16 protein-coding genes are annotated in these 26,128 nt (G+C 43.2%); 4 read left to right on the plus strand and 12 right to left on the minus strand.

Annotation, left to right across the window (positions count from 1 at the left end):
• Positions 1-247: 247 nt before the first annotated feature.
• Genes OPS28_RS00330 through recC form a run of 4 tightly spaced genes read right to left on the minus strand, consistent with a single transcriptional unit; the run spans position 248 to position 11,437 of the window.
• Entirely contained in the window at positions 248-2,632 is a 2,385-nt protein-coding gene (locus tag OPS28_RS00330) for a zinc-dependent metalloprotease (protein ID WP_265607413.1), read from the minus strand.
• A complete protein-coding gene (gene recD, locus OPS28_RS00335; RefSeq protein WP_265607414.1) occupies positions 2,629-4,548 on the minus strand; it encodes an exodeoxyribonuclease V subunit alpha in 1,920 nt (639 codons plus the stop codon). Before recD ends, OPS28_RS00330 begins: the two co-directional genes overlap by 4 nt.
• Complete coding sequence (gene recB, locus OPS28_RS00340; RefSeq protein WP_265607415.1) at positions 4,545-8,153, minus strand: exodeoxyribonuclease V subunit beta; 3,609 nt, start codon at positions 8,151-8,153, stop codon at positions 4,545-4,547. Before recB ends, recD begins: the two co-directional genes overlap by 4 nt.
• Complete coding sequence (gene recC, locus OPS28_RS00345; protein ID WP_265607416.1) at positions 8,150-11,437, minus strand: exodeoxyribonuclease V subunit gamma; 3,288 nt, start codon at positions 11,435-11,437, stop codon at positions 8,150-8,152. Before recC ends, recB begins: the two co-directional genes overlap by 4 nt.
• Before the next feature lie 404 nt (positions 11,438-11,841).
• Between recC and OPS28_RS00350 the strand changes: the two genes are divergently transcribed.
• On the plus strand, positions 11,842-12,495 hold the full coding sequence (locus OPS28_RS00350; RefSeq protein WP_265607417.1) for a dUTP diphosphatase: 654 nt from the start codon (positions 11,842-11,844) through the stop codon (positions 12,493-12,495).
• 414 nt (positions 12,496-12,909) lie between these two features.
• Here OPS28_RS00350 and OPS28_RS00355 read toward each other — a convergent pair whose 3' ends face one another.
• From OPS28_RS00355 to OPS28_RS00390, 8 genes are all read right to left on the minus strand, one after another.
• On the minus strand, positions 12,910-14,043 hold the full coding sequence (locus tag OPS28_RS00355; protein ID WP_265607418.1) for a porin: 1,134 nt from the start codon (positions 14,041-14,043) through the stop codon (positions 12,910-12,912).
• Between the two features lie 15 nt (positions 14,044-14,058).
• The gene (locus tag OPS28_RS00360) at positions 14,059-14,469 is read right to left on the minus strand and encodes a phosphate ABC transporter substrate-binding protein (RefSeq protein ID WP_442863957.1); all 411 of its coding nucleotides are present in this window, start codon (positions 14,467-14,469) and stop codon (positions 14,059-14,061) included.
• Between the two features lie 312 nt (positions 14,470-14,781).
• Positions 14,782-16,416 carry an AMP-binding protein gene (locus OPS28_RS00365; protein ID WP_265607476.1) on the minus strand — a complete coding sequence of 545 codons (1,635 nt, stop codon included), beginning with the start codon at positions 16,414-16,416 and terminating at the stop codon, positions 14,782-14,784.
• Between the two features lie 169 nt (positions 16,417-16,585).
• The gene (locus tag OPS28_RS00370) at positions 16,586-20,749 is read right to left on the minus strand and encodes an EAL domain-containing protein (protein WP_265607420.1); all 4,164 of its coding nucleotides are present in this window, start codon (positions 20,747-20,749) and stop codon (positions 16,586-16,588) included.
• Positions 20,750-20,970: 221 nt separating this feature from the next.
• Positions 20,971-21,207: a DUF2789 domain-containing protein gene (locus OPS28_RS00375; RefSeq protein WP_265607421.1), complete on the minus strand. Its 237-nt coding sequence runs from the start codon at positions 21,205-21,207 to the stop codon at positions 20,971-20,973.
• A gap of 440 nt (positions 21,208-21,647) precedes the next feature.
• Positions 21,648-22,007: a DUF2750 domain-containing protein gene (locus OPS28_RS00380; RefSeq protein ID WP_265607422.1), complete on the minus strand. Its 360-nt coding sequence runs from the start codon at positions 22,005-22,007 to the stop codon at positions 21,648-21,650.
• Positions 22,008-22,057: 50 nt separating this feature from the next.
• The gene (locus OPS28_RS00385) at positions 22,058-22,897 is read right to left on the minus strand and encodes a LysR family transcriptional regulator (protein WP_265607423.1); all 840 of its coding nucleotides are present in this window, start codon (positions 22,895-22,897) and stop codon (positions 22,058-22,060) included.
• A 147-nt stretch (positions 22,898-23,044) separates the two neighbouring features.
• Entirely contained in the window at positions 23,045-23,203 is a 159-nt protein-coding gene (locus OPS28_RS00390; protein WP_265607424.1) for a hypothetical protein, read from the minus strand.
• A 299-nt stretch (positions 23,204-23,502) separates the two neighbouring features.
• Between OPS28_RS00390 and maoP the strand changes: the two genes are divergently transcribed.
• From maoP to OPS28_RS00405, 3 genes are all read left to right on the plus strand, one after another.
• Positions 23,503-23,865: a DUF413 domain-containing protein gene (gene maoP / locus OPS28_RS00395; RefSeq protein ID WP_265607425.1), complete on the plus strand. Its 363-nt coding sequence runs from the start codon at positions 23,503-23,505 to the stop codon at positions 23,863-23,865.
• A 154-nt stretch (positions 23,866-24,019) separates the two neighbouring features.
• A complete protein-coding gene (locus OPS28_RS00400) occupies positions 24,020-24,754 on the plus strand; it encodes a PRC-barrel domain containing protein (protein WP_265607426.1) in 735 nt (244 codons plus the stop codon).
• Positions 24,755-24,759: 5 nt separating this feature from the next.
• On the plus strand, positions 24,760-26,091 hold the full coding sequence (locus tag OPS28_RS00405; RefSeq protein WP_265607427.1) for a class II fumarate hydratase: 1,332 nt from the start codon (positions 24,760-24,762) through the stop codon (positions 26,089-26,091).
• Positions 26,092-26,128 lie beyond the last annotated feature (37 nt).

The following is a 26,128-nucleotide window of genomic DNA, read 5'->3' on the forward strand; positions in this document are numbered from 1 at the left end:
GAGTCACATCTTGCGAAGCAAACCCTGTCCCGCGTGTAGCCAGAATCACGTCAAGACCTGGCTTCGCTATCCATTGTGACACGACGATGCGTAACGCATAAATATCATCAGGTACAATCTAGCGAGTCATCACATGATGACCCGCCTCGACCACCGCATTTTCTAAGTAATCTTCCAACTTATCATTCTTTTTAAAGCGGGTATCGGAAACCGTTAAGATGCTATGTTCAACTTTTTATCGCGACCATTAGATAGGAGAACCTGGCGGCAGAGGTTTAACTTCAAACTTCATAGGCCATTCCCCCGTTTGCCAGTATTGCTCTAAATACGCGGACAAAACGTCTTTCGCTGGATGGTGACTTTTAGAAGACAACCAAACCGAAAACTTTTTCAGACCCCCTTGTATTGCCAGCCGCACTTCCGGAGCTAGCTTACTTGAGCTGGCTGCATCTACCACAGCATTTAATGCGACAAGCTGTAGCCTCTCTCTTACACCATAATCAGCCTGCTTCTCTTGATACCAGTGCGTATCGAAAATACGCTCTATCAGGTTAGCAATATCGGGTAGTCCTTTTTCCCTTGTGCTTTGCCACGATAATCTATTTAATCTCTCAGGAGCCAGCAATAAGGAGAAACCGTGCGCTGCTGCGGCTTCGGCAGCGCTAACGGGATCAAAGGCTCTGCCCATGCGGCCATCAAAATGCTCACGGGTAATATCGTCACCAAAAATAGTCGGTGTAATTAGCGGTATTACATTATCAGGAATTCGCAAATAGCTAGCTGTCGTCGCGTCGAGTATTTGCTTAATCGCTTTTTTCTGTCTTTCGACATTGATTATGCGCTGCCCTTTTACCGTTTGTTCTGCCGACTTTATTTCATATTCGTACTCCAGCCCTCCTACTTGCTTAGCTACAGCAGCAAGTTGATAGCGATGTAACAAATATATGGGCACCAACACATCTTCTATGGCAGACAGCCCCTGCCCCTCTTGAATCGATTGAAGTCCTAAATTTTCCAACGCCTTCTTACGAATAGCTGAAATTTCTTTAAATGCGCTGATTGGATCACCCCCGTTATCCCACATATGGCCGCTGCCTGAAGCTTCAATACTAGAGCGGGTGTCGGCGTCCGTTTTGTAACGTAGCTTTTGTTTCTTCGCTAATTGGATTTGCTGCGCCAAACCAGCTTGCTCAGATGCGTCTGAATAATCCTGATAACCATAAGCAATAGCATGCTTATCCCATTTCCCGACGCCCTCATCATAAGCATTTTCTAAAGTAAGTTCACCGTTGTTAAATTCAATCAAAGGATGAGGGTAATCCATAACTGAGGCACGGTTGTTTTCAGAGGCAGCGAAGTTATGCGCTAAGCCTAAAGTATGACCCACTTCGTGAGCAGAAAGTTGACGAATACGTGCCAGCGCCATCTCCACCTGACGGTCGGTTTTGCCTGCTCCTTCAGTAAAGGGACTAGTGAGACCTAGCGCTATTAAATAGTCTTGTCTGACACGTAACGAGCCCAATGTGACATGACCTTTAATGAGTTCGCCTGTTCGTGGGTCGACTACAGATGCTCCATATGACCACCCACGAGTGGCACGATGTACCCATTGTATAACGTTGTAACGCACATCCATTGGATCGGCATCCTCTGGCAACATTTTCACCTGAAATGCATTTTTGTAGCCGATAGCTACGAATGCTTCGTTCCACCAGCTAGCGCCCTCTTTCAACGCTGATAAAACAGGTTCAGGAATGCCCGGGTCGAGGTAGTAAACAATTGGCTCTACTGCTTCACTCTGCTTAGCTGTGGGATCTTTTTTTGCTAACCGGTGGCGAATAATGTATTTCTGTTCCATCGGCTCGGTAATCGCCGTGGCATAATCAAAAAATGAAAACTTCCAGTAGCCCGAATACGGGTGGAATACTCGGGGCTCATAATTCGAATCTGGTAGTTTGACAAAGGAATGGTGCATGTGAACGGATAAACTATCGGCATCAGGAGCGATCTGATGGACGTATTCCCCGGGCTTACCTTTAGCCGCAAACGTAATTAGCGCTTCTAGTTCAGAATTATTCTCAAACCCTTTGCTGCGCTTCAATACTATGCCGCTACGAGCGGTATCAAGCGCATAGGTGCCTTGTTTTGTGTCTTGCAGACGCTTTATCACGCCATGGACATCGCTTAGTAGGTAGGGCGTATAATCTATCAAGACAATTTCATTGTCCGCGGCCACCACTTCAAATCCAGCGATAACGGAATGGGCGAAGGCTTCTTCAATACTTTGTTGTTCAGCTTTGTTTTCAGTGACAGCGCGATAGCGGGTATTAATTTGCCGAAGTAAGACTTTATTTCCAAAGCGGGAAAATTTAACTAACCGGGTATCGCCTAGCTGACCACGATCTAAACCAATATCGTTTGAGCCTAGTCCTCTGGGTAAGCTGGTTTGAAACAACAGTTCCTTCTCCAATTCAACCAGCTCGAGGTATATCTTGTCTTCAGCTTTGTCATAATAAAATGGAATAAACCCATCGTGTCGTTGCATGGCTCCGGCAAACTCACCAATCCCTGGTAACGCCGCCATTGCCTGCAGGCTAACTATACAAAGTGTAAAAATTATCACCCTGATCATGCTTTTTCCTTCATTGCTATTATTTGTTGTTTTATGTGTTCAGCTAACCCTGAAAACCGTTGTTGACGCGTTTGCACCGCTTTGAGGAACGCTTCTTGTTCGCTAACGAACAAGCAGCTTTGTTTCGCCCTTGTTAAGCCAGTATAAACCAGCTCGCGGGTATTCAAATTAAAGCGTTGCTCCTCAGGGCTGGCAGGTAAAATCATCACGACATGCGCAAACTCTGATCCCTGGGATTTGTGTACAGTCATTACATAGGCAGTCTGCACCGCGGGTAAACGGGATAGACTGACGCCCCGCAGACTATTGTTGTCTGCTTCGAACCATGCTTTCAAATTGCCCTTTTCATCAGGCCACACGACACCCACGTCACCATTGTATAGTTGGTTGGCATAATTATTTTCAAGTACCATGATTGGTTGACCTGCATAAAAGCGAGAAAACTGCCCCATGTTTTGCAAATTGGCCATAGAAACCTTTTGCCTTGCTAGTGTTTCGATTTGTTGATTCAACCGCTCTACGCCCAGCGCCCCTTTTTTAACTGGGGTAAGCCACCGGCAGTATTGTGTAGCCAAGAGCGCTTCTTGGACACTTGATGCTGAGAACAAGGGGTTGAAACTTTGCTGGATGAGGGTGGTTACTTTATTGGTGAAAAGTGCGGTTGAAAGCCGTGTAACCGATTGCGATTTAAACAAGGAACCGATTTGTTCGGCATTGATTTTTGTGAGTTGCTGCCAGGCCTCCTTACTGTCTCCTGCCTGAATCAATTGTGCAACCGTAGCTAAATTACCGCCAAAACGCTGCGCTTTTTGTAAGGTAAAAGTAAAAGGCTGCAATAATGATTCGCGGCTTTCTAACGCTAAGTTGGGGTTCAACGTTTGTATATGCTGAAGCATTGCTGGATTCACGGTATTTTTTGTACGTTGCGATCCCACTAACGCTTCAAGTACATTACCTGATTCGATTGCCGGTAGCTGATCGGCATCGCCAACTAGGATTAGTTTACAATCAGGCTTTAAAGCTCTCACCGTTCTTACCATCAAGGCCAAATCTACCATCGACGCTTCGTCTATAATTAACACGTCACAATCAAGTGGATTAGTGTGATGTCTTTTTGTCTTTACTTGGTAAGATGTAATACCAAGTAAACGGTGAAGCGTTACGGCTTTTGTAGGAACAGTGTGAGCTAATTGTGTCAAAACCGAATCAGCTCCCGATGTAAGCGTTTCGATATTCTGGGTAATCGATTCTCCAAGACGCTGGGCCGCTTTCCCCGTTGGCGCAGCCAACTGAATGGTTAGCATTCCTTCTCCAACACATTGTAACGCCAGTAAGATTCTAGCAACAGTATAGGTTTTACCGGTTCCCGGCCCGCCGTTTACGATGCAGAACGGCAGATTCAAGCTGGCTGCCGTTGCCACCTGCTGCCAATCTTCTGTTTGTATCGTATTGGGAAACAATAACGGCCAGATGTGTTTAAGCGCCTCATATTGCTGAGAGGAAAAAAGCTGCAATTGTTGGCGGTGATGTATGGCGCAGGCTAGCTCTCGCTCAAATGACCAGTAGCGTTGTGTATAAAGACGCGTACCGTCGAGTATCACTAATGAACCATTTACTTTAGAACATGCATTTACAATGATATTTTTTAACTCATCAATTTCGGGAAATCGAAATTCAGTTCTATAATCATCACAATTTTTTATTGTGGTACCAGCGATGGCTACAAGATCCAGACAAGTATGTCCCTGACGCTGTGCAATACTCAGCAATACTACTGCGTTACGCCACACAGTGAGTGAAACTTCATCTAAATCAGCACCCTCTGTTAATGCGTTGGCTGTGTACCAATCGATGGGTTCGATATCGGAAGGCGTATTTTCCCCCCATGTGGGCATCGTAGGTTCGGTCAACTTCATACCCTAGCCTCCATAGGAGAATGGTCTGTGAAAGCTGCATCGAGTTCCTGTAAATAGGCGCCGTCGATTTTGGTAAAAAACACGCCTTCGCACTGAGGATTATCCGGGTGCATACCTCGCAGATACAAATAATAGACGCCACCAAAATGAGCCTGCGGATTGTAGTTCGGTAACGTTTGCTGCAAATAGCGATGTAGTGCCGAGGCATAAATTAGATATTGAAGATCATACAAATGATGTTGGTTGTTTTCTGCTAACTGGGCTAATTGATAATCTTCAAAGGCATTGCCCAAATGGGTAGATTTATAGTCGGCTACAAAGTACTTGCCATCCCATTCAAATATTAAATCGATAAAACCATGCATCATCCCGCTCAGCACTTGGTTGTCAGGCATAGTAAGGCTCACGTAATCATCGACGACTTCACGACGATGTTGGTTTACCAGGTCTGACAGTTTTCGGCTATTCAGTTCATTCAACGGAAAATAGAACTTGGCTTCCCGAATTGTTTTTGTCTTCTTTATTGCAGACAAGGTAAAGTTGGAATTTGATGTAGAGAGCGGAGTGCGCAGCGTCTCGTCTAACCACGCAAAAAGTTCCGAATGGTGTTCTTCTTGCAATAGATTATGCCGTTTGAGTATTGAACTCACATTTTCGCACCATTCATTTTGAATTGAAGTACCAAGGGTAAAATCTTTCTCTTCTAAAAGATCATGCAACAAGTTCCCCGCCGCGGCCCCTTTTTCAAACGAGAAGCGAAATGGAAGTGAGGGCGTTAATGCTATGTCAGACTCAATGGCGGGCTGGGTTTCAATAACCTCCCGCTCCCTTTGATCTTGTCGGGTGATAGTCTCGAATCTTGCAATAGAAGAAAACGAATAAAGACGCCAATCATCTCTCACGGAACCTGTAAACTCTTTACAACTAAGTGACTCAGCGTCAGATCTTATTGCTTGGTCTAAGATTTGTGCTTCATTTGAATTGATCAGAACAACAGCGGTATCACACTTCTCATTGGAGACAGATTGCAATTGCTCGTGCCAACTATCGACGGAGTTCACATTACATGCTTTGGCTAATGCTGACGACTCACTGCCAGAAAATGGCGCTACGCCAAGGTAACAGCGATGCGCCGCGCGGGTTACTGCAACATACAAAAGCCGCATTGCTTCAGCATTACCTTCTTCTCTGCAACGCTTTATGGCGGCGTAAGTGGCACCAAGTTGTAAGCGCTGCGACTGACTACCTTCATCATAGTAACGAAACTGCTGCGCAAGGAGATTTCCCGTCTTCACCGGGTCACGATAATCACTGGCAAAAGGTACGAATACTATAGGATACTCTAAGCCTTTAGAGCCGTGTTGGGTGATAATTTGAATTAAATGGGCGTCGCTTTCCAATCGCTGAATATATTCACTGGCAAGAGCGGTGTTATGCATGTGCTCGTCTAACCATAGCAATAATCGCTCTCCCTGCCGATTAGGAATAGCTGAATGTTGAAGCACTTCCGCCAGGTGCATATAATTGGTTACCTGACGTTCAGTATCATCGCCATAGCTGACGAAATGGTGTTTAAGCAAATGTATTATAACGCTCATTGCACCCTGCTGCTGCCACATGATTTTTAACTGCATCATATGGGTAACAATTTCGTCCCACGGTTGTTCGTCTTCGCAATTCAGAAGTTGTATTAGCGAGTCAGCGCGTATACCCAACAGAGGGCTGGTAAGTGCGGCCCGTAGCGATCGGTTATCAGTAAAATGCCAGATACCGGTTAACAATTTGAGTAAATCCTGAACTTGGGCGCTAGTAAACAAACTTTCTTTATTGCTTAGGAAAACAGCGCTTAGTCCGGCTTTTACCAGTATTTGTTTTACCATGGTTGCTTCTGCCGTACTACGAACAAGAATTGCAATATCATTTGGCTTAACAGGGTCGTTGCCTAACTTAGCTTGCCTTAGTAGACGAACAATCTCGTTGCTCAACCAGGTAGCCAACCCTCTTTGCATCGTCGCTTTGTTATCTGATGATCGCGCATCCGTTAACAACAATGCATAGGTAATTGCACTGCGATCTGCGGCGGGATCAGCCAGGGGGGTTTTAGCCGCTTTAGCTTTCTCTGCAAAATTAACCGGTTCATAGCGAATATCAAAGCCAAACACATCTGCCGGGGCTTCAGTTAAAGGTTTACCGAAGAACAAGCGGTTATAAGCCTTCACCATTTCTTTAACAGATCGCCAGTTTGTATCCATTACCCAGCGAAAATCTGCCTGCCTTGCAGCCTGTAAATAGGTAAAGATATCCCCTCCCCTAAAAGCATAAATTGCTTGCTTGGGGTCGCCAATCATCATCAATAACGATGATTCGTCTCGTTTAGGGTAAACATGATTAAGGATACGATATTGAAAACTGTCAGTATCCTGAAATTCATCGATAAGTGCGGCGGGATACAAATCGATTAACTGTTTAGCAACCTTGGTATCGGGGTTACTGATTTGTTCAGCAAAAATCCGAATCAGATCGTCAAAATCCAAAACCCCTAGCTGCCGCTTTTGCTTTTCTACATGTTTGCGGATGAATAAAATGCCTTTTTTTGCCAGCGCGAGTGAAGCGTAATTATCCGAACGCGACTGTGCATCTTTTTCGAATTGAATGACGGCAGATTTCACTTCAGCAATCAAGTCTTTTAAAGGCTGAAATATCGTTTTTAATTCTTCGTTACCCCGGTATCGATTCCCGTTAATGAATCGCGCGACTTCGGCCTCTGGAACACGTAACTGCTTTTGGGACACCCAATCCAACAGAACTTGCCACTCTTGTAAACGAACGGATGCATCTTTTTTACCTTCCACGAGCGTTTCCACTATAAGCGGCTCGTGCTTTAACAAATGATTCTTTGTTGCCGTAAAGGATGTGTCGTATGTCGATTGAAGTTCGAAAAAGTATTCAGTCTGGTCTTTGTTTTGCGCTTCTACGTCGGGCACAAAGGGCACTAACTCTGTATAAATGGCCTGTCTAAATTGCCCTAAAAATACGCTGGGTTCATGCCAGCCTCTTTCTACTAGTAATTCATATTGTTTTGGCTGTGTGGCTAAAATACGAATCCAATCTTGCGTCGCTTGCAGATAAAGCGATGCCGTATCAGTCAAAAGCGATTGCTGCATCGCTATTTTGCTTTCAAAGGCAAGTTGACTAATCATCTTTTTACAAAAACCATGAATAGTAAACACAGCAGCTTCGTCAAGCTCTAACAGCGCCGCTTTAAGAAGCGCTATACCTTTCTCCCCCGGCTGTTGTTCATACAAATATTGGAAGACTGGATCGTTACCTTCCTCTATTTGCCCGTGATTAGATTGTGTGTGCTGCCAAATTGATAGAGCTTCGCGCAAAGTATCTGCTATACGCCCGCGGATTTCTTCAGTAGCGGCGTTGGTAAATGTCATCACCAAAATTTGCTGTACCGATAGCCGCTTTTCTATTAATAGACGAAGATATAAACGTGTAATGTTATAGGTTTTTCCTGTGCCTGCACTGGCTTCTATTAAATGACGGCCGTAAAGAGGTAGGTGTGCAACATCAAGTGGCTTAGGTCGACTATCCATCATACTTTTTTACTCTTTAAATCAAGCGCTAACACCGAAAAAGTGTTTTCCATTTCCGTTAATGGAAGCACCCCCTGGTTTAACCCTAACGGATAGAAAAGACGTACATACGGGTCCTGATTCAAACCACTTATCATCCCCTGTCCGTTGATTTGATTTGCCAGTATTGTTTTTGCTTCAAACGAATCGCACCAGTCTTTCAGGCTTTGCTCCTGCGGTAGCTTTTTAAGTAGTTCCTGGGACAACCCAGCAAATGCGGGGAAAGGCATTTGCGCGGCACGCTGCATCAGCAAAATAGAAGGTGTTATGTGTGCTTCGGCATTCGTTGATTCTTCAGGGTTGATTACAGATTTATATACACTGGCCTCTCCCCCGTTCCACCTTAATGAATAAAGTTCTAAAGGCTTGTGTATATGGGCAGCATTGCAGAGTCTGGCTGTCAGCGTATGTTCTATTATTCTCTGAACTGATTGCGCTCCATAATGATACGCAACCAAACGCGTACTTTCTTCCCATACAGTCGCTGTTAGCTGAACCCCTTCTATTTGACGCTCTACTTTTTTTTCTGCGCCATCGGCAAACCCAATGGACTCAAAAAGTAATTGTGCGCCCGTTTTCCAGTTATTCATCAATACTGGCGTGAGCGGCGTGGAGGGGACGTTCCCGCTTAACTCAATAAACTGTTCGACTGCAGCAATGTCCCGTTGCTCTCGAATGGCTTCGCCCAGTTCGAACATCGACTGATAGCGCGTCAATGCGTTGGCGGCGAAAGGCTCGACATCGTCCAATACTTTATTATCTAGTTCTAAATAGATACTCAGTTGCTCATTCGCGAAAAATTTAAGCGGATGAGCAAGACATCGGGCTAACTGACCAACGGTTATTGTTTTAATCGCCTCAGCGTTTAGCTTAAGGTAAGCAGGGTGAATGCCCTCTTCCTTTTTCTGTACCTCTCGAGCCAAGCGCATCCAGCCAGCGTCAAATGAAGTTGGCGTCGGCGTAAAATTACCGTTGCTATAGGGGTGCAACGGCTGTTGTCTAACAGGAAAAGGGGTATTGGGTTCCAAATACCCCTGATTGATGAAAGAGAGCAATTCGGCCAAAACTAAACTCGGCTGACGCTCACTATTATCGTGTGAATGCCTGCCCTGATAGCTTAAATAGAGATGATCACGGGCAGACAATATGGCTTCTAAAAAGAGATAACGATCTTCTTGTCTTCTCGACCTATCACCCAACCTAGCTGGCTCGAAGGCCATTAAATCGACACTTATAGGCTGGCTTTGTCTAGGGAAGTCGCCGTCGTTCAGGCCCAAAATGCACACTACTTTAAACGGAATACTCCGCATCGGTAACATTGAGCAAAAGGTAACTTGTCCAGTGTGGAATTGACTACCTGTATCAGGCCGAGAAAATCGTTTGGTAAGTAATTCTCTAAGTTGCGACAAGGTAATTTTTTGCGTATAGCTTGCTTCGTTACAATGGTCTTCGATAGCAGCGGCTGCGAGATTAATTTGCTCCCATGCATATTCGTGAGCGGGCAGAGGTGCGAAACACGTATTTCGTAATGTGATAAGAAAGGTATTCCATTCGGCGGGACTGCGACTTTCTTTTAACTCCTCGGCGAACTTTTTTAGCTGATTAATAATAAGAATAAGCTGACCGAGAACCAAAGTGTTCTGACCCTCTACATCAGGTACTGTCACCACACCATCTACAATTAGAGATGTATCTTCAGCCAGCATCCCTTTTAGTAATCGATCAAATCCCCACTTCCAGCTGTACGTATCATCTGCCTTATTCTGTCCTAACACCCCAGCTTGCTGCCGCGCATCCAACCCCCAGTGTACATGCGCTTTTTGCAACCAATGGGTTATCAGCTCAAGTGCTTCATTGCTAATTTTAAACTTCACCTGAACACTTTCAAGGCGAAGATACGCCATAATTTGGTTCACACCGAAACGGCTGTCTGGTAAATGAAGCAGCTCTAGGAAAGCGGCTATCAAAGGCTCTGCGTCTAAAGGCGCTCTGTCAGCAATAGAGCACGGTAATTTGACCGTGTCGGTCGCATCCTGTGCCGCAGAACCCGGCGCGTTAAAAACAGTCCCAACCAGCGGTGCGTATTGCTCTACCGCAGGACACATAACGACAATATCTGAAGGCCTGACAGTGGGATCATTTTGTATCAGAGATAATAATTGGTCATGTAATGCCTGTACTTCCCGTAACGGACTATGTGCTGAAGAAACAATAATGCTGTTATCTGTGGGTGCCAGTTTCAATTTTTGCTGTGGCGCACTGGCGTGCAGAATATCTTGTTGAATAGTCGATAATAAAGAAGAACCAAAATCCGGCTGCTGCTCATCTGCAGCCACATCGAATCCACTGACTTCAAATGATTGTAGAGGGGTGAGTAGATTAAATAGGTCTCTGCCCTGCTTACCTAAATTATTTAGCAATGAATTAGCCTGCTCGTCATTCGCGAAGGCCTGTATACCTTGCTCTCGAAGCTTTCGCGCAAGTTGTCTATCGCTGACCCCTTCTCCCCAATAATTGATACTGGGGTTAAGATGAAAAATATGAACTGTAGTATGCTGCGCTAACGCATCTAAAAAATGAACTAACTGGGGCGCCATCGTATTGATAGCGAAAACGATTACGTGTTGCGGCAGATTACTGTAACTACCCTGCTTAAGCGCATCCAGCGTTAACTGATGCAGGCGTGCTGGGTGTAGTGGCTCTTCATCCGTCAGCATTTGCCAGATTATAGCCTGCCATTTTTCATCAGAATTGTCGCTAAGGCACTGTTCTCTGCTTTCCCATTTTTCTAGCCAATCTGGTCGATACAATAAATACTGCTCAAACACATCTGCAATGGCGGTGGCAAATTGTAAGCGCAGCGATGACCTTTCGTCATCAGAAGATTGATTTTGCCAATACTCACAAACCCGCTTGGCGTGAAGATGCTGACAGAAAACGTCACTTAGCAATATTTCATCAATTCGCCACACCAGCGTCTCGCGTCGATATATTGATTGCCTGGGCACGTTATTTTCACCCAATATATCTCTGGCAGTATCCCACATAAAACGCACAGGTAAGGGGAATTGAAGATTCATGGCTATGCCATGTGCATGGGCTAATTGCATACTCAACCAGTGCTGCATTCCCGGACTCTCAACCAAGATAGGATGCGTTGAAAAAACAGTACCGGGTTGCTCTTTAAGCAACGCGCTGAGCAGGAAACTAAGGTGCTCTAATTTATTGGAAGGATAAAGTGCTAACAAGGCGACATTTTTTTGCTATTTTAGTTGCCGTAACGTTACCAGTTTATGGGGTTGTTGCGAACCTCTTTGGGAAAGAAAAAGCTATAGAGATCCTAAAACACAAAAATCCGCATGGGTAAGAGCGTCAATAACAAAGGGCCTAGCCTATCATCCCTAACTGCGCTACTGAAGCTTGCAACCATGAGCGAAATAGTGACAAGCGAGTTTGATACTCAGCTTCAATGCCAATTTTAAAATACAATATTTTTCAATCCGATAGCAACATAAAGCTCTTTCACTTCCCAACTATGTGCTTTAACGATCCAATGCTGCAGTTATAATGGGTAACGTGTTATGTGCTTCCTATCCGTTCTTCCTTTAGTTACAATTTGTGTCAAAATTTTATTCGTTCGCGCAGGTCTCAAATGCTATCACAACAACAATTAGCCACTATGCTTAGTTTACAAAATAAAATGAATACGAAGGTCAACGACCAGTGGCTGACAGCGGGTTACGGTTACCTGCGCGCAGCCATGGTAGAATCGGTAGAGGCTATCGAACACCATGGTTGGAAATGGTGGAAAGCACACCAAAAAGATCTCCCCCAACTGCAAATGGAACTGGTAGATATTTGGCACTTTGCATTGTCAGCCTGCATCATTGATTACGCTGGGGATATAGAGGCGGCAGCGAATGCTATTTCTGCTCAGTTAGCACAATCCCAACCCCGCGTGCAATTTGATGGTAAAGACTATACCCCCGATTCTCAATCTTTACTGGATAATTTAGAACTAATGACGGGATTATGTGCGGCGAAGCGGTTTAGCGTACCGTTGTTTATGCATATTGCTGAGCAATGTGAAATGTCAGGAGAAGCGCTTTATCGACAATATGTAGGTAAAAATGTACTTAATTTTTTCAGACAAGATCATGGTTATAAGGAAGGGAGTTATATTAAGGTTTGGCACAACCGTGAAGACAACGAACATTTAGTTGAGGTTCTTGCTACTCTGGATATTAATTCGACGCATTATAGTGACGACCTATACCAGGCTTTGAAACATCGTTATCCGAACTAATCAGTTCTCCTAAACATTATGCAAAGAAGCGCAGGAAGATGTATCCCTAGCCAATACTGGAATCAGTTCTCATGACTGGTTCCTCCATTTCAATGTATTGGTGAAAATTTCCTAACATACTTCCTGACGCCACAACGTAAATTAACAAGACCAACCCTTTAATTTAGCTTCCATTATTCAAGGTCAATCACTCATCTTTCTTACCTAAAAAGGCACTAGCGGTTTCATTTCAACAGCATACCTATTGTCATCGAGATACGTGTGAAAAGAGAAGAGTAAGCAAGAATAAAGAAAAGTCTCAGGTGGAGAACCTGTAATCAACTTCAGAATCAGTAACGTTATACAATGTCAGGTGTTTAAAATGCAAAAGACGATGCCTATTGCATCGCCTTTTCCTTTAAGCATTGGTAGTTACTAGAATACGTAATTAACCGCGAAGCGTACCAATGAGGCATCATCGGCATCATTTAAATCGCTATCATACTTGGTAACATCGGCTTTAAGCGCCACATTTGTGTCCCAATCGTAGCGTACTCCGAGAGAGTAAGTATTACCCTTGTCAAAAAATGCCTGTTGGAGGCCGGTAATTATCGTAGCAGCCTGGGTACGAATCGGTTCAGGAAAATTAGTTACCTCGTCCAAGAACTTAATGTCGTCTTCAGCGTCAGTCCATTCAGCCGTAACAAACGGCGTGAACTTGTCAAGTCGCACTCCCGCTGTAACATAATAGTTCACTCTATCGACATAATAACTATCATCAACTGTTATCTCAGTAATTTCACCTGAAATAAACCAGTCAAAGTTATCGTATTCCAGGCCTAACCCCGTAAACACACCGGTATCGTCCCTAACGTCAACAAGATCTGTTAATGCAGGATCGATTTGATTTAGCCCCGACAAAGCCGGCGATAGCGCATCAAGATTAAAAGTGAAATCACCCCTTCCTAAAACACCTCGCGCTTTGAAATTACCATAGGCAACTTCTAAAGTGGCCGTAGCTGCATTGTTTCCTTCAACATTGCCTGGTAAGCCCCCCACAGAAAACGCAGGATTAATATTACCGTAGGCGAATTGAAAATTATATTCTAAATCCCCTTTGAAATTGTTGTAATCAACTCTTACACCATCGATATTATTGAACACTACGCCATAGACCGACTGTGGCGGCGCCACCCAGTGGTAAGAATAGCCTACATCTAGGGATGCTGAATAACGAAACAACGGCACACGTAAACGACCAGCCGATATACTAAGATTATCCGTATGTGCATAAGTCATATACGCCCATTCGAAATCTACCTCATAATCATTCTCGCCACGTGCCACAAGCTGACCTGTTGCAGTCAGCTTTTCATTTACATCACCACTTAATTGAATGGCAAACAAACTCTGTTGGTCAAATGAAAAATCGTCGTCATAACCATAAAGCGTGTCATCGTTGCTAGTTATACCGGTTACAAGGTTGGCAAAACCGTTAATACGAACTTCAGCTTGCGCACCGGAGCTCACTGCAAGTGCCACAGCACTTAATAAAAATAATTTACGCATAATTCTCTTCCTGACTTATTTAACTGGAATAACTTTCACGGCATCGGTTACAGCGCTGCTATCCACATAGCTAATCGCTGAAGGATCGGAGGCAACTGCCGCTACTGCAGCTGCATCGTCAGCCACTTCTTTAGGGGGCGTACCTTTACCGGTGAAAACTAATTTTGACCAATATGCTGATATTTGACTTGAGTTACGCTCAAGAACCTGCTCATCAAATTGATTACGTGATGCCGCGTCATTTTTTTGATTAATCGGTGTAGCGGAACCACCGCCAGGAAATTTCTTCTCTTTTCCAAGAAAAATTCGTTTTACAGATTCGTTATCTACCGCACTACTATTAGCCGGATTCACAATAACGACAACGTCTGCTAATACGTTAGGAGCAATAGCCAACATCGTCCCAGCGACCAGTGAGGTTATCATCGTTGCTTTTTTCATAGCGATTCTCTTTGTTATTTCTAGTTGGGGCGCGAAATGTAATGTGTGCGCGCGAATAAGGCAATGGTTTTACACTGGGTAAAATCATACCTATTATCATAAGTGTATACGTAAAAATAACTTTTTCTCTCTTGACTATTTTTTAGATCAACTGGTGAAGTTGACGTGGCAAGAAAAATCACTAGTGTTTTTAATGAGATAAATCAGCCAGTTAGATTGGCGAAGAAAGTGTGGGGTGATAAGAGTGAGTGAGCAGAAAACATTAAACTTGTTTAATATACCCACTCGAGTCGGATTTTATGCCTCTATCCGAGCAATTTCGGATCCATACTTCGCCTGGATAATAGAATCAAACCTAGATTCAAGCACATGTCTTTTTACTTTTAACGTGGGCGTTAAGAGCCCATTATCGATACTCCATTCATTTTGCATAATTAAAATACGCGCTACTCGCTGATGACTCTCAAGCTGACTGTTAACTTCGTGTAACGTGTTTTTAAGTGATGTATCGACTTCAGCAGACGACACTTGCCGCGCTTCTTCGCCCAGCACCACTAATGCTATGGGTTGGGGTAAATTATTGCCTGTAACACATACTTGTTCAATATAGGCATTTTCCATTAGTTTCGCTTCTATAGGGGCCGGGGTTACGTATTTTCCTTTCGCAGTTTTAAAGATATCTTTCAAACGACCCGTAATTTTTACGTACCCTTCGTTGTCGATGACGCCTTTATCACCCGTACGTAAATAGCCATCTTCGGTGAATACTTCTTTGGTTTTTTCCTCATCCAAGTAATACTCTTTCATATTACAAGGCGCTTTTACCTGAATTTCGCCTTCTTGTGACGTGCGGATAGTGACACCTGCGTAAGCCTTTCCAATAGTACCAATTTTGTCATGCCGAAAAGGGACACTTGCTGTACCGTAAGCACTGTTTTCGGTCATCCCCCACCCTTCGCAAATGGGGATATCTATTTTAGCGAACCATTCAATCGTGGCAGGAGCTAAGGGCGCCGAACCGCTTGCAAAGAGACGCGTTTTATCTAATCCCAATCCTTTTTTGATTTTTTTAATTATCAACTTATTAATGACTGGAATGCGTAATAGCAGATTAAGTTTTTTCTGTGGCAATTTCGCTAAAATGCCCATCTGGAATTTAGTCCAAAGCCGCGGCACGGAAACAAATAATGTAGGTCGCGATGCCTGCACGTCGCGTTGAAAAGTATCTAAGGATTCAACGAAAGACACATGCGAACCCGAATACAAACTGGCAAGTTCGATAAGTACGCGTTCGGTAATGTGTGCCAGGGGAAGATAACTTAATAATTTATCTTCTTTTGTGGTTGTGAGTGGCTCTATACAATTTTGCGCAGCCCAACAAATTGAATGATAAGTATGCACAACTCCTTTAGGCACTCCCGTACTTCCGGAAGTGTAAATTATTGTCATGGTAGACTGCATATCTGGAATGGGAGAGTCTTTTATAGGATCGCAATCAATAAACTCGTTCCAACTATAGTTCGCTGGCGTTCCGGGATACGGGAAAGATACTGTCGGGAAACGACTATCAATTGCGGCAAGTTGTGATTCGGCATTTTCTAACTTGCCGACAAATACCAGCTTGGCGTCCGCGTGTTCTAATACATGTTTTATAGTACTTTCGCCAGCGGTCGCGAAAATAGGGACAGAGATGTGCCCAGACATCATTATTGCTAAATCAGTAATAAACCATTCAGCACAGTTTTTAGCAAAGATGGCAATGCGACTACCTGGCGCCAAGTTCCTTTCATTAATTCTGGCAGCCACACGTCTGGCAAGATCCGCAACCTGCCCCCACGTATAATGCCGATACTCCCCTTGATCAGGCTGAGAAAGATAATTTTCGTCCTTTCTTGATTGTTCCCAGTGATACAATCTCTCCAGCGGAGACATGACCCCTGGCTTATGGCTGACGAATGATGATGTAGGTGTCCTATTCAATTTTAATTTCCTGATGCTTATTTATTTTATGGTTATGCATTTAACCCATTCTTACCATACAAAATCATTAAAACTCAATATCCTTGTATAGCATGTCGAACATTTTGCATACGTATATTATCTACCATCGTCTAAAAAGCAGCTCGGCGACATCATTAGCTGCAACGGGCTCCGAATAGTAATAACCTTGTTGGCTCGTACACCAGTTGTCAGCAAGATATTGAGCCTGAAACTCTGTCTCAATACCTTCTGCAACACATTGTAGCTTTAACTTATTCGCTAAATTTATCGTAGCTATAACAAGTGCTTGGTCAACATTTTCTTCGTTAACATCGTCAACGAATGTTTTATCTATTTTCAACACATTGAGTGGAAACTTCTTAAGATAGCTAAGGGACGAATATCCCGTACCAAAATCATCTAAAGCCAAAACAAATCCCGCATCTTGAAATCGTTTAACCTGCCGTAATGCGTCATCTGCGTTATCGATTAACACACCCTCAGTAATCTCAAAGCGCAAGGCTGAGACAGGCAAGTCGTGTTCTTTAAGAAGTTGAACAACACTGTCTAAATCAAATTCTGTTTTAAAATGCAAAGCAGATAAATTTACCGACATATACCCCGTAAAACCCTGGTCATACCAAAGTTTCAAATCTTCGACTCCCCGTTCCATCGCAAACCGTGTTGCGTCAATAATATAACGAAGCTGTTCTAAAACCGGTATAAACTCATTGGGGCCAATTGTGGTCGACTGTACACGGCACCGCAATAATAACTCCACCCCCTCTGTCGTACCTGAGGTAGTGTTCACGATGGGTTGATAATAGTTGAAGAAACCCTGCTCCTGCCACGCAAGTTTCACAAGATTTTCTAGTTGCAACCTATTCTTAGCGACTTCATTCATTTCTTGTGTGTAATAGGTAAAGCCGGAAAGTGTATCTTTCTTCGCTGAATACATAGCCACATCCGCTTGCTTTAACAGCTCGCTTGAATCCTTACCGTCATCAGGATAAAAAGAGATGCCAATACTACAAGAAACCCGCAAAACTTCTTTCCCAATAGAGATAGGCATTTCGATTGCTTCAATTAAACGTGTCACAATCGGTGAAATAGCTTCAAACCCTGCCACACCCTCTAAAACAATAACAAACTCATCGCCACCAAGCCGTGCTACAGTATCGTCTTCAGATGCAATATTAAGCATCCTATTCGCCACTACCATGAGCAACTTATCGCCATAGTCGTGCCCCAGTGAGTCATTGATCCCTTTAAATCTATCTAAGTCGACGAACAATACCGCGACTTGAGTGTTATGACGTCGAGCGTAGGCGATGCCGTGATCTAATCTATCCAACAACAAACTTCTATTGACTAAACCTGTTAGTGCATCATAGTTGGCTATTTTTAAGAGTTTTCTTTCGGCGTCTTTTTGGATAGAGATATCAGAAAACACCATCAGGAAGTGGTCAATTTTATCCGCAGTGGTTTCATCCGAAACGGCTGTAATATCGATCAGTACATCATACTTTTGACCGTCACTTCCCTCTACTTGCCCCTCTTCTTTTACGTAATCTCCGGCCGATAAGCTATTTAAGCGCTCATCAAATTGGTGCTCCAGGTTGGGGAATCGTTTATATAGCCGTTGGAACTGCTTAACGAGATCCTTGCCCGAGGACAGGCCAAAAATCGTTTCAAAAGCGGGGTTAATCGCTAAGGGATCTTTTTTCTCATCAAATATCACCACCCAATCCCGCGTTTGCTTAAACGCCTCCCCGAATAGTCGCACTTGTTTTTGTGCTCGATTGAGACGAAGAATTTGGTTGTGACGATGCTGGAGGTAAATTGCTACGAACAGCATTCCCAAAACGATGAAGCTGCCAATGGCTACGGGAGACTGAAAAGGTGCATATGGCATGTTGAACGAGATAGCCGCAGGTAATAACGTAAAATCTACATGCTGTTTATCAGGTGCAACTTCAAACCTGTAGCTCCCTGCTGAAAAGGAACCAAAGGTTATCCGTGGCTCACGAGTCACTCCTTCACTTACGACTTTACCCTCTCGGATAAGACGATAGCGATATTGTAAATCGCCAGCCAAACTTGACATATTCGCTGAAAAATTAATAGTCATACCAAAATCTGTATAATCAAGGTCGAAGTGACCACTAGAAAGGTTTTTCATGGCTGTATTCAGTGGACGCGAATCGAGTTCCACCGATGTAATAACTAAAGGCATTGAGTATCGACTTTCTTCCGCATCTTGAAGAATTTTTTCAGGAGCAAAAAGCAACATACCATTCGTAGAACCGAAAACCAGACGATCGTCATTCAGTTTTAAAGCGGCTCCTTCATTAAATTCTGAAACGGCGAGTTCTTTACCATAACGATAATTCTTCAATAGATGCTTTGTAATTGAATAGTGATGTAAGCCTGAATGTGAACCAAACCACAGGTTATCGTTTTTATCGACCGTCAGTCCATACACGATATTTGAAAGTAGAAGATTTTTCTCATTAATCTTATTTTTGATTTCAAACGTTTTAGCATCTAACCCAAATATACCGTATCGAGGAAAGGCTACCCACAACTTGCCCTTTGCAATAGCATAGGAAGAAATAGCAGCATCATTATTTTTTTGATCCTGAGTGAAACGGAATACACTTCTCGTGGAAAATGTTTCGGTATCAATCAGCCATAACCCATCTAAAGTAGATAAAAAAATCTCTCCCTTATAATGAGAGCTTTCGTTTAGAAAGCTCGCCCCAAAACGCGGATCGAATTCGCTTTCAGGTAATGGCAAAGATTCAAGCAGTTGCTGCTGGGGGTCATAACGGTAATATTTATCAGCGATGAAGTAAATTCTGCCCTGGCTGTCTCTTCCCGCCCCATAAATAAATTGATTAAATACCTTTGCGGATTGAGTACTTTGCGTCGGCAGCGACGTCAATGAATTACTTTTTCTATCAAACAGCTTTAGCGAATCATATGTCTGAACAATTAACTTATCTTGAGGGGCGGGAAAAATGCGTTCTACTAGTACAGAATCATAAAACTTTTTGTTGCCGCGAGTAAGGTAAAAGTCTGATTTGTCAGTCGCAAGGTTAAGGCGCGTAAGTCCATTTTCAGTCCCTACCCATAGAAATTCACTATCCTGTTGCCAGAAACTCCAAACTGCGTTGTCGCTCAATATAGTTTCATTATTAATACCATTCTGAATGGTCTTAATAGACAATGTTTTAGGAGACCAATATAGGGCTCCCCCGTTAACAGAGCCGAGCCATAAATTGCCTGCTACGTCGATGGCAATCGTTTTAATTGAAGTATTAGAAAGCTTAATTTTTTCATTATCGGGTTCGAGTAACTGATGCCACTGCCATTTACCCTGGCTGGTTTCTAACTTAACGAGTCCAATGTTAGTGCCTAGCCAAAAGCTCCCATCAATATCCTCCACCTGCTCCCAAATATTTAACTCTCGGATGATGTGGTTAAATGTCGGAGCAGCGTTACCATGACGTACATAATTGACCAGCTCTTCTAAGTTTGTTTCGAACAGGCCTTCTACCGTCCCCACCCAGAACCGCTTATTTTCATCCAACAGAAAATGCTTCACATTGATATTGTCTAACGTTGGGGTAACGTCGCCCAGATAGTCAATCTCTTTCGGCCTAGCGTCTTTTTGATTCAAATCAATGGCTAAAAACTTATGGGTTGCGCCAATAAATAATACTGACTGGTAGAGACTGGCCACACGGATGCTTTGTTCCGTTTCTAGCGCAGATTCTGGAAATTGATATAGCACGGTTATTTCGTCACGACGGCTATTATATCGGACGACTTCTTCATCTAAGGCGATAATTAACTCGCCGGGTCTACTTTCGAAAAAACCGTTTGCGGACTGTATCCACCTTGCCGATTCGCTATACGCTCGACGAATTACATTTTCCACTTCATTTTCATACAAATCGTACCGAAAGATCCCATTGCCAGCGGTGCTTACCCACAGGTCATTTTTACTGTCGATAAATAAAGATTTAATACTTGCATTAATAAACACATTATTTGGGCCAGGAATAACTTCGTTTCGGTATCCATCCCATCGATTCAGACCGCCATCTGTTGCTAGCCAAACGAAGCCGTCCTGATCAATAGCTACTTTGTTTACGTTATCTTGTGATAGGCCGTGTTTTGAGGAAAGATATTTAAAAGTAGGATTTGGAACTACAGGCTCAGCATTTGAAGCGAAAGTCCAGAATAAAACAATAAGGAAAGCTAACCCATACTTCATTACGACACATACCTCCTACGGACTCGGCTAAAGGCGAATAAACTTACAAACAAAATAGTATAATCATCCACCTAAATATGAGACCTGTAATACAAACTGTTTTAGGAATATGCGGGTTTAATGTTGAATAATAGATCACCAACAAGTTGAATTCAAAACAATTCAACTTGGGCCATATTGAGAAGGGTATATTACAGCGGTTTTTAGGTTAAAAACTTCTTCTAATGCTGATGGAGTTGTACGTTTAGTTGGTCAATCACTTCAGCCCATTCAGCATCTTCGAGCAATGCACCTCTAAGAAACTCGGCCTGGGAGTCATTCCAAAAAGGGGCATCTTCAATATGACGGCTGTCATTCAAACCTCGATGCTTTTCAATAAATGAATTTATTTGCTGCTCACTTGAATCCAAGCCCAGTTGCACAAAAAGATCTTGCATGGTCGGTAGCTCTGTATACATGACTATCCCCTTATCTAATGTTGAAAATACTTCGGCATGTGGTTGCTATTTCAACGAAATCAGCGAACATTGGGATCAGGTATGTTTGCGGTAAAATCCGACCTTCAGGGGTTCGTTTTTGACATTATCTACTCAACATCCTCTCTGTTAATAGCAACACGCAATAATGTGTGCGCACTACCCGTAACAGTTTGTTACCTTTTTGGCAGACCAAATTGTCGAAAATTTATTGGCGTAAAAATGAACGAAATTGGGTGTACTCTAAAGTTAATCAACCTGCACCAGAGAGAAGTAAGAAGTAAAAAGTAAAAAGAAAGAGAAAGGCATATACCCTGCCCTACATCAATCTGGAAAGCATAACATAACTCTCCTTCATTAATGTGCCTTGCGCAGATTCATGCCTTTTTTTGTTAGCTAACCGTCCACTAGCAAAAACTGTTTTAACCTAGTTGAGCCGAAAATTCCTCTGGCGATAATACTTCTCCCTCCTCTCCGGGTAGGGGACATACCATAACGAGTAAGTTATCTTCCGCAAGTCCAGGTTGCCACTTTTTGATCCAGTCTTCTAATGTAATACTTAACGGTTCACAATCCGCCCACTCATCAGTGGCCCAAAGCTCAGCAAGCTCACTTTCAGGCCAAACAGGCACACCATCTTCTTCATCTTCCGTGTTAAGCATCACGCATCCATGCTGATCGGTAAGGATCCAAATTTGTTTGTTTTGTTCAATTAGTTTTAACGTTTCAGTCAGTCGCTGCTCTGGATTTAATGTCAGTATTGGATGATTATCTTTAGCCATATTTTTCTCATGCAAATCAGTAAATTCAAAATTATGTATCGTTCTAAATGTTATTGTACCGTATTCGTCCAATCTTTGATTGCTGAAAACATAGTTGGTAGCCCTTCGCGCTTACTGGTTTTCAACATACTTAAATAGAGTGTTACACTCACACCCTCCAGCTTTGTCTGCAGTTTTGCTTTGGGAAAATGAATTGAACGTTCGTTTGGGTGCATCGGCAATACTGCCACTCCTCCCTCGGATGCTAAAGTCGATATAGCAATATTGAGTGAGTTTGTTTGTAGTTTCGCATCGCGTAAATCCGCATGGGAGTGCAACAATGATTCGTGAGCTTTGCTCCCCCAATCTATTGCGATGAAATCTCCCGACGTAGGCGCTGTGGTATCATTTAAATTGAAAAGCCCCAGCGGTATAGAGGCTATTTGATGACATATTACATCTTCAGTTTTTAACGGCTCCGTGGATAACGCAAAATCGACGACGCGTTCGTGTAATTGTCGCGTAAGATTATCCAATGTTAATACTTCCGCTTTAACGGACCAATCACTGAAATCACTATGTAAAAAACGAAGTATGTCGGCTAACCGTAAATCACATGCCAGTTGCGTAACACCAAGCACAACATATTCTGCAGTTTGTGCTTGAAGTTCGCGTTTTGCCTGCTTGAGAGTATCGCAAAGCTGCTGAGCATACGGAAGCAACTTTTCACCCGCCTGCGTCAACTGAATGCTGTTCCGGTGGCGTTCAAACAACGATGTATGAAAATATTCTTCTAACAGTTTTATACGTGCGCTAACAGCAGACTGGGTAAGATATAAATTCTCAGCCGCTTTTCCAAAATGACGGGTATTGACTACTTCAATAAAAGTAGTGAGGAAACGAATATCCATGGAAATCAGTTATAGAAGTGAATCTGAGACATAAGCTGTCACAGATTCACTAGCATGTAAACCTTAAAGGCTGATTTACCACTGGCAAAAAGTGGTGCGAGATGCCAAATTAAATGACATCTTCAGATGATAATAAGGATGTTATGATTAGCCCTGATACAGACGGCGATGTTTTTCCTTTCGCTGAAGATCTCTCTTTTGTTTATCTTTAACCAAATGACGACGGTCAATGCCCTTCTTTGCAGGACGACCTTCATCTTCTACCGAGTCCCATTCTTCTCGCTGGTAACGATAGTCTTTACTCATTGTAGCCTCATTGTGATAGTTTCATGCGCATTATCATGCGATCAATAAAAATAGGAAATGAATAATATTTGTCGTATCGATGAATAATTTTTAACCGAGCTTTTCAATCATTGCAAGCAGATTTTCGGTTATGTTCCTCTAATAAGTGAAAAACAGGTCTTGCGGGACAATTAATTTGCCCTTCATCGGCTGACCTACTGTTCGAACAAAAATTTTTATGGTCAGGGACAAATTTTTTTGTTTTCTTTTTTTTATTTTCTCTATTAAAAGTCAGCCTGAGTTCATTAACAGGTGTGAGAATGATTATGAAAGCCCCTGAAATTCGCATTTCTGCTAAACCATTTATCGACCGTCAACATTTTCCTTATGGATTTCGCAAATCAGGCGATTTCAGTATTGCTGAGTCTGATTTACTAACCCAGTATGGTAACAGCTTGCTTGCGTTTGAGCGCGGCGAGTTAACACCTGAATCTGATGACGAAAAACATTTTGTCGAATTTATACAAGGCAAATCGGCGGCCGCTAACTCACTGGAAAAAGCATGGCAAAAATACGTCCATCTGGCCCGCGGTAAGAAGCATTTTTACACGTTACATAGTTCAGCCAGTAATCAATCTGATTATGATGAGGATTATACTGACGAAGCATTTGATGTAGCTTAATAAGCAATACTGCCTAAAGGAAAAGGCGAATCATCTTCACAGGTTCGCTTTTTTGTTACATTTTCACTGATCCTTCCTTAAATTTTCAACGAATGGAGTTAAAACGCAGATTTCACTCTACACTTAGTGGAGGTAGGAAATTTAAGGAAGCGATATGCTAATTTCATACAATCAACTCACCAGCTTTGCCATCCACGCAACTGACGGTGACATTGGTGGCTGCAAAGATGTTCTGTTTGACGATCAAGACTTTGTAATCCGGTATTTTTATGCCGATACCAATACTTGGCTTCCTTTGAGCCGTAAGGTGGTGCTCCCCCCCATTGCAATTCTTAAGCTAGATACGAAAGAAGAAAAAATCCATGTAAACATGACCCGTAAAGAGTTGAAGGACAGTCCATCCATCGATGAACATAAACCGGTATCGCGCGAATATGAAGAAACGTTATTCAAATATTTTGGGTATGGCTACTACTGGATTGGACCTGGTGCTTGGGGAGATTTTGCCCATCCGACAGAATTAGCTAACGTAGATTTAGATAAAACGCAGCAAGATGATCACCCAAATGTGGTAAATCATCTGAGAGCCTGTAGCGAAGTACATGGATATGAGCTGGCATCGGGCGAAGAAGAAACCGGACATGTTGAAGATTTTCTTATTGACCCGCAGAGCTGGCAAATACAGTTAATTGTGATTGACACGCATAACTGGATGCCTGGGGGCAATAAATTCGTCATTGCCCCCGCCCAGGTGGCAAAAATAGACTGGTCATCGCATAAAGTTAAAGTCAAGCTCGACAAAGACGCCCTTCTCTCTCAACCTGAAATCGATTTAGAAAGGCTAGAAGACGAAGCTTACATTGCCGAGCTCATGGCACAGGTCAGGTAATAGAAATGAGTAATAAAACGCTTTATCAAAAGCAAACGTCCTTAGCGATCGACAACTTTGGTATTGGCAACACTCCTATGCCATCTACGTTTGTTCAGGCACTGGGGTTCGTCAAAGCCTCGTGTGCTCAAGCAAATAAAGATCTAGAACTCCTGGACGAAGAAACCGCAGAAGCCATTTGGCAAGCAGCGACGGCAGTAGCCCAAGGCGAACACTATGATCAGTTTCCGGTCGATGTTTTTCAAACGGGCTCGGGCACCAGCACCAACATGAATGCCAACGAGGTGATTGCTTCACTCGCAAGCCAGTCGCTATCGCACACTGTGCATCCGAATGATGATGTAAATATGGGGCAAAGCTCAAACGATATTATTCCTACTACCGTACATGTAAGCGCCCTCTGGCAATCAACGACAGTACTGCTGCCTGCGCTCGATAAACTTATTGAGGTTATCGATTCTAAAGCTAACGAATTTAACCATATAATCAAAACTGGCCGCACCCACCTAATGGACGCCATGCCAATAAAAATTTCACAAGAACTTTCAGGTTGGCAAGCCCAATTATGGCTAGCTAAAAACAGGTTCACAGATACCCATGCCAGACTTAGTGAGTTAGCAATTGGTGGCACAGCAGTAGGCACAGGAATCAATACCCATGCTGAGTTTGGCGCAAGAGTTGCTTCATCGTTAACACAGCAGCTTGGCATAACCTTTACCGTTACAAATAATCACTTCGCTGCGTTGTCCTCGCAAGACACAGCGGTAGAATTTTCTGGTCAGTTAAATGCGTTAGCAGTTGCGCTAATGAAAATCAGTAATGATTTACGCTGGATGAACAGTGGTCCGCTAGCTGGCTTAGGTGAAATAGAATTAACCAAGTTACAGGCTGGAAGCAGTATCATGCCAGGTAAAGTAAACCCTGTAATTCCTGAAGCGGTTGCTATGGCATGCGCACAGGTTATGGGCTTACATACAGCGAATACGGTTGCAGGGCAATCTGGGAATTTTCAACTTAATGTAATGCTACCGCTAATTGGCTACAATCTTCTTACCGCAATTCAACTGTTGGCTAATAGCTGCAACCATCTCGCATCGAAAGCCGTTTCAGAGATGAAAGTAAATAAACAACAACTTGAAAAAGTGCTCGCTAAAAATCCAATTTTGGTTACTGCGCTTAATCAGTATATAGGCTATGAAAAGGGGGCACAGATTGCCAAAGAAGCATACGAAAGTGGCGAAGATATTCTCACGGTTGCTGCCAGAATGACAGAATTTAGTAAAGAAGAATTGAAGCACATTTTAGACCCTGCCAAACTGGTGAGTCCGGCAGGTTAAAAGTTATAGGTATGTATTACTGAACTGTAATACGCTA

The organism is Alteromonas sp. ASW11-130, from assembly GCF_026183735.1.
Taxonomy (GTDB): domain Bacteria; phylum Pseudomonadota; class Gammaproteobacteria; order Enterobacterales; family Alteromonadaceae; genus Alteromonas.

Excerpts from the sequence above, each read along its gene's own strand:
- maoP (WP_265607425.1), top strand. The coding sequence starts at position 23,503 with ATGATTATGAAAGCCCCTGAAATTCGCATTTCTGCTAAACCATTTATC.
- OPS28_RS00375 (WP_265607421.1), bottom strand. The coding sequence starts at position 21,207 with ATGTATACAGAGCTACCGACCATGCAAGATCTTTTTGTGCAACTGGGC.
- OPS28_RS00405 (WP_265607427.1), top strand. The coding sequence starts at position 24,760 with ATGAGTAATAAAACGCTTTATCAAAAGCAAACGTCCTTAGCGATCGAC.
- OPS28_RS00370 (WP_265607420.1), bottom strand. The coding sequence starts at position 20,749 with ATGAAGTATGGGTTAGCTTTCCTTATTGTTTTATTCTGGACTTTCGCT.
- OPS28_RS00360 (WP_442863957.1), bottom strand. The coding sequence starts at position 14,469 with ATGATAACCTCACTGGTCGCTGGGACGATGTTGGCTATTGCTCCTAAC.
- OPS28_RS00350 (WP_265607417.1), top strand. The coding sequence starts at position 11,842 with ATGCTATCACAACAACAATTAGCCACTATGCTTAGTTTACAAAATAAA.
- recD (WP_265607414.1), bottom strand. The coding sequence starts at position 4,548 with ATGAAGTTGACCGAACCTACGATGCCCACATGGGGGGAAAATACGCCT.
- OPS28_RS00385 (WP_265607423.1), bottom strand. The coding sequence starts at position 22,897 with ATGGATATTCGTTTCCTCACTACTTTTATTGAAGTAGTCAATACCCGT.
- OPS28_RS00355 (WP_265607418.1), bottom strand. The coding sequence starts at position 14,043 with ATGCGTAAATTATTTTTATTAAGTGCTGTGGCACTTGCAGTGAGCTCC.
- OPS28_RS00390 (WP_265607424.1), bottom strand. The coding sequence starts at position 23,203 with ATGAGTAAAGACTATCGTTACCAGCGAGAAGAATGGGACTCGGTAGAA.
- OPS28_RS00330 (WP_265607413.1), bottom strand. The coding sequence starts at position 2,632 with ATGATCAGGGTGATAATTTTTACACTTTGTATAGTTAGCCTGCAGGCA.
- OPS28_RS00400 (WP_265607426.1), top strand. The coding sequence starts at position 24,020 with ATGCTAATTTCATACAATCAACTCACCAGCTTTGCCATCCACGCAACT.
- OPS28_RS00365 (WP_265607476.1), bottom strand. The coding sequence starts at position 16,416 with ATGTCTCCGCTGGAGAGATTGTATCACTGGGAACAATCAAGAAAGGAC.
- recB (WP_265607415.1), bottom strand. The coding sequence starts at position 8,153 with ATGATGGATAGTCGACCTAAGCCACTTGATGTTGCACACCTACCTCTT.
- OPS28_RS00380 (WP_265607422.1), bottom strand. The coding sequence starts at position 22,007 with ATGGCTAAAGATAATCATCCAATACTGACATTAAATCCAGAGCAGCGA.